This is a genomic window from Paenibacillus sp. sg306046, from assembly GCF_059821225.1.
The window spans coordinates 1-5,154 of record NZ_JCAMRT010000059.1 but is presented as its reverse complement, the minus strand read 5'-3'; the positions used below and the strand labels follow the sequence as shown (position 1 = coordinate 5,154).

Genomic DNA, 5,154 nt, shown 5'->3' with positions numbered 1-5,154 from the left:
TGCGGGACGTGTTCCGCCACGCTACGGTCGAGGAAATGGCGGGAGCAATCAACCGGATGGAGCAAGCGGAGCATGTCTCCATTCCTGCGGCTGAAGAAAGCGAGTATTACCCGATGTCTTCGGCGCAGAAACGGCTGTATATTTTGCAGCAAACGGAGGGAGCGGAACTAAGCTATAACATGTCGGGAGCGCTGCTCCTTCTGGGGCCGCTCGACCGGGCGCGTTTCGAAGCGGCGTTCCGCGCTCTGATTGCGCGTCATGAGACGCTGCGCACCGGGTTTGAGCTGATAGACGGCGAGCCGGTACAGCGGATATACCCGCAGGTGGATTTTGCGATGGAGTACAAGCAGGCCGCCGACGAACGGGAAGCCGAGGAAATGGCACGACAATTTGTCCGCACCTTTGAGCTGGAGCAGCCTCCTCTGCTGAGGGTGGGGCTGGTTCAATTAAAGCAAGAACGCCACATTCTGTTGTTTGATATGCACCATATCATTTCCGATGGCATTTCCATCAACATTGTGGTAGATGAATTTGTTCGTTTGTACAGCGAGGAGACGTTGTCCCCTCTGCGGATTCAGTATAAGGATTATGCCGTATGGCAGCAGTCCGCAGCGCAGCGCGAGCGGATGAAACGTCAGGAGGCCTACTGGACGAATGTTTTGAGCGGCGAACTGCCACGCTTGGAGCTGCCGACCGATTTCGCCAGACCGGCCATTCGCAGCTTTGAGGGAGCGGTGCTGAGCATCGCCATTGACAAACAGAGAAGCGAAGGATTGCAGCGCATCGCCGAGGAAACCGGGTCAACCCTATACATGGTGCTGTTGGCGGCTTATACGGTTTTGCTGCATAAATACTCCGGTCAGGATGACATCATCGTGGGCGCGCCGATTGCGGGAAGAACGCACGCGGACGTCGAGCCGCTCATCGGAATGTTCGTCAATACGCTTGCCATCCGCAGTTATCCGGCGGGAGAGAAGATGTTCCTGTCCTATTTGGAGGAGATGAAGGAGACGACCCTCCAAGCCTATGAGAACCAGGAGTACCCGTTCGAGGAGCTTTTGGAAAACGTGCAGGTTGCCTGGGAATTAAGCCGCAATCCGTTGTTTGACACCGTCTTTGTACTGCAGAACACCGATGACCGGAGTATCGGCGAGATCAGAGAGCTGACCGTAGAACCGTTCATGCAGTATCAAACGATCGCCAGATTTGATCTGACCCTGGAACTTAAGGTAGAGAAGGATGGGACGATTAGCGGTCAATTCGAATACTGTACGAAATTGTTTACCCCAAACATGGTCCGTCATTTCACCGAAGATTTATTGACGATTATCGGCCAGATTTGCGAACAGCCTTACGTCCTGTTGAACACGATTTCGCTTACCCGCAATGCGGAGCAAGAGCAATTCCTTGAAGAAGCCATTGATTTTGCCTTTTAGCCTTCGTTCGCTGCAAGTGTGCGTGATGGCCGAAACGCCACAGCGCACACCTACGGCGAATGTAACCATGGTACAACCAGACTTTTGCGGGGAGAGAAGAAGACGATGAAAGTGGCATTTGAGAAGGAAGCCCTTTTTTGGAACGGAAAGTTTGACGGCGAAGACGTTACGCCTACGAAGCTGCCCTATAACAAATCGCCAAACAACGCTGCTGCCAAGGTTCAGACGATTGCCGGCGCGCTGTCTGCGGATGTATCACAACAGATTATTCAGTTAAGCAAAGGCTCCCACTTGGCTACATACATGGTTCTGTTAACGGGAGTGCAAGGCTTGCTTTACAAATATACTAATGAGCAGCATATTCTGCTCGGCATGCCGGTTGTCAGCAAGCCGAACGAAACCGCGGGGCATATCAGCCCTGTTGTCATGTTCAAGGATAAGTTCAGCGCGGACCAATCCTTTAAGGCTCTATTGAACCAAGTGAAGCTTTCATTGACGGAAGCGATCAAGCATCAGAACATACCGTTCCGGAAAATGACAGAGCGGCTGGAGCTTCAATATATCGACGGAGTTCCTGTCGTCAACACCCTCGTTTCTTTAAAGGAAATCCACACGGCTGATGTCAGTCAGCATGTGATGACAGATATTTCATTGCAGTTCTCACTTGAGAACGGTCTGGTTCATTACCAGCTTGAGTATAACGAGAATTTGTATGATGCACCCTTTATGAATCAGGCTATAAATCACCTGCATCGGCTGTTTTCGATCGTTCTCTCTTCGCCCGGGCTTGAAATCCGCCAAGCGGATCTGTTGTTTGAATCGGAGAAGCGCCAGCTGCTGCACGCTTTCAACGAAACCAGCACGGAGTACCCGCGTGAACGAACGATTCATCAGCTGTTCGAGGAGCAGGCGGAACGAAGCCCGGAAGCGGTGGCGGTTGTTTATGAGCAGGAGCAGTTGACCTATCGGGAGCTGAATGAACGGGCGAACCGGCTGGCACGGACATTGCGCGCAAGGGGAGTACAGGCGGACGAGCTTGTCGGTCTGATGGCAGAGCGCTCGTTGGAGATGATCGTTGGCATTATGGCGATCTTGAAAGCCGGCGGGGCGTATGTGCCGATTGATCCGGAGTATCCGGAGGACCGCATCCGCTACATGCTGGAGGATTCGGGAGCGCAAGTGCTGTTGGCCCAGCGTGGTCTGCAAACACGGGGATCCTTTGGCGGCGCCTGGATCGATCTGGACGATGAGGCGTCTTATCAGGAGAACGGCTCCAATCTGGAAGACGTTAACGAGCCGGAGCATCTGACCTACGTCATTTATACATCGGGAACGACCGGCAAGCCGAAGGGCAATTTGACGACCCATCGCAACATCATTCGTGTTGTGCGCAACACCAACTACATCAACGTGACCGGGAAGGACAGCGTGCTGCAATTATCAAGCTATTCCTTCGACGGATCGACGTTCGATATTTTCGGAGCGTTATTGAACGGAGCCAGGCTGATTCTTGTCCCCAAGGAAACGATGCTGGATGTAGGGAATTTGGCGGAGCTGATCGAACGGCAGCAAATTTCGGTGATGTTTATTACCACTGCATTTTTCAATGTGCTTGTAGACATGAAGCCGGATTGCCTGCGCTGCATTCGCGCCGTTTTGTTCGGCGGAGAACGGGTTTCCGTCAACCATGTGCGAAAAGCGCTCAAGCATCTTGGACCGGGCAAAATCAAGCATGTGTACGGACCGACAGAGAGCACGGTATTTGCGACCTGCCACGATGTGAACGAAGTGCAGGAGGATGCAATCACGGTTCCGATCGGACGGCCGATCAGCAATACGGCGATCTACATCGTCGACGCACAGAACAAGCCGCAGCCGATTGGAGTCGCCGGGGAGCTGTGCGTGGCTGGGGACGGACTGGCCAGAGGCTACTTGAACCGTCCGGAGCTGACGGCGGAGAAGTTTGTCGACAACCCGTTTGCGCCGGGCGAGCGGATGTACCGGACGGGCGACTTGGCCAGATGGCTGCCGGACGGCACCATCGAGTATGTGGGCCGCATTGATGATCAGGTGAAAATCCGCGGCTTCCGCATCGAGCTGGGCGAGATCGAATCGCATCTGCTCAAGGTGGAGCCGATCGAGAAAGCGACGGTCGTGGTTCGTGAAACCGCCGGAGGCGAGAAGCAGCTCTGCGCGTACTTCGTAGCCGACAGCAAGCTTGCGGCAAGCGAACTAAGAACGACCCTGTCGCGAGAGCTTCCGGGCCATATGATCCCGACGTACTTTGTGCAGCTGGAGCGTATGCCGCTGACGACCAACGGGAAGGTGGACAGCCGAGCGCTGCCGGCCCCGGAGGAAAGCATGCAAACGGGGATGGACTATGTGGCGCCGCGAACGCCGCTGGAAGCGAAGCTGGCGCAAATCTGGCAGGACGTGCTTGGAATTGCAAGGGTCGGCGTCAAGGACAATTTCTTCGAGCTTGGCGGTCATTCGCTGCGCGCGACTACGCTGGTCGGCAGGATTCACAAGGAATTGAACGTCAGCTTGCCGTTAAAAGAGGTGTTTCGCTCCGCTACCGTCGAGAAGATGGCGGAAGCGCTCAAGGGGATGGCGCAGCAGGAATACGAAGCGATTCCTCGGACGGAAGCAAGCGAGCACTACCCGGTATCGTCGGCGCAGAAGAGGTTGTATATTTTGCACCAGCTGGAAGGGGCGGAGCAAAGCTACAACATGCCGGGAGCGATGCTGCTGGAGGGAGCGCTTGAGCGGGAACGGTTTGAAGCGGTATTCCGCGGTCTGATTGCACGCCACGAGACGCTGCGCACCGGGTTTGAGCTCGTAAACGGCGAACCGGTACAAAGGGTATATCCAGAGGCGGATTTTGCCGTGGAGTATATGGAGGCTGGCGAAGAAGAGGCGGAACGGAAGGTGCGCGAATTCATCCGCGCGTTCGATCTGAAGAAGCCGCCGCTCCTGCGGGTAGGCTTGATCCAGCTGGCGGAAGAACGTCACATCCTGCTCGTTGACATGCATCATATCATCTCGGACGGCGTGTCGGTGGATGTCCTCGTCGAAGAATTCGTCCGCTTGTACAGCGGCGAGGAGCTTCCTGAGCTGCGGATTCAGTACAAGGATTATGCGGTATGGCAGCAGTCCGAAGCGGAGCGCGAGCGTCTGAATAAGCAGGAAGCCTACTGGCTGGGCCAGTTCAGCGGAGAACTGCCGGTGCTGGAGCTGCCGACGGATTATACCCGTCCTGCCGTGCAGCGATACGACGGCCGTACGCTGCAGTTCCGTATGGATGCCGGGAAGAGCGAGGGCTTGAAGCGGATTGCGGCGGAAAACGGCGCGACGCTGTACATGGTATTGCTTGCGGCATATACAATCCTGCTGCAAAAGTACACGGGCCAGGAAGATATTGTCGTCGGCACGCCGATTGCGGGAAGGACACATGGCGATCTGCAGCCATTAATCGGCATGTTCGTCAATACGCTGGCGCTGCGCAACGGCCCGGTTGGAGAGAAAACCTTCCTGTCTTATCTGGAGGAAGTCAAGGAAACGACCTTGGGCGCCTACGAGCACCAGGATTATCCGTTCGAACAATTGGTGGAAAAATTGCAGGTAGCCCGCGATTTGAGCCGCAGCCCGCTCTTTGACACGATGTTTTCGCTGCAAAATATCGAAAACAAGGAATTTGCTCTCGAAGGGCTTCGCCTGA

The 5,154-nt window shown here is 55.1% G+C and carries 2 protein-coding genes; both read left to right on the top strand.

Annotated elements, in window-relative coordinates:
* Positions 1–1,436: condensation domain-containing protein (locus AC6ROY_RS25185; RefSeq protein ID WP_500103308.1), on the top strand; the 1,436-nt coding region annotated here is incomplete at its 5' end.
* Between the two features lie 105 nt (positions 1,437–1,541).
* The coding region (locus AC6ROY_RS25180; protein WP_500103307.1) for an amino acid adenylation domain-containing protein at positions 1,542–5,154 on the top strand (3,613 nt) is incomplete at its 3' end.